At 67.3% G+C, this 392-nt stretch carries 1 protein-coding gene; it reads right to left on the bottom strand.

Going from position 1 to position 392, the window contains the following annotated elements; all coding sequences use genetic code 11:
* A partial coding sequence (locus tag HV824_RS36735) for a Zn-ribbon domain-containing OB-fold protein (protein ID WP_217918087.1) occupies positions 1-392 on the bottom strand: 392 nt, incomplete at both ends.

Genomic DNA, 392 nt, shown 5'->3' with positions numbered 1-392 from the left:
AACGTCGTCACCGTGCCCTTGTCGGGCAGCTCGACAAACTCGGGGGTGGGTTTCCCGGTGGCCGGGTCGGCGCCATGCGGCGGGAAGTATACCTTGCCGGTCTTTCCGGTTCTGGCGCCCACGAGCTTGCCCTGGGCGATGGCGCGCAGATACGCACTCTCCTCGTGCGAGGCGGTGTGCTGAATTTCCAGCTGGATCGGCGTGACGATCATGGTGACCGGGTCCCGCGCATCCTCGGTCTTGTGAGCCGCCACCGGTTCTGCGGTCTCGCCGAGCGCAAAGCAGGCGATATCGGTGATGGCGCCCACCGGTTGGTCGGCCCAATGCGCGTGCACCCGGGCGCCGGTGTGGATGGCGGAAGGGCCGGCGGTTCCCACATCAACGGCGTGCAT

It is taken from the genome of Myxococcus sp. AM009 (assembly GCF_013372605.1).
Classification (GTDB): Bacteria; Myxococcota; Myxococcia; order Myxococcales; family Myxococcaceae; genus Myxococcus; species Myxococcus vastator.
The sequence above is the reverse complement of the archived record's forward strand: the minus strand, read 5'-3'. Positions and strand labels throughout refer to the sequence as shown.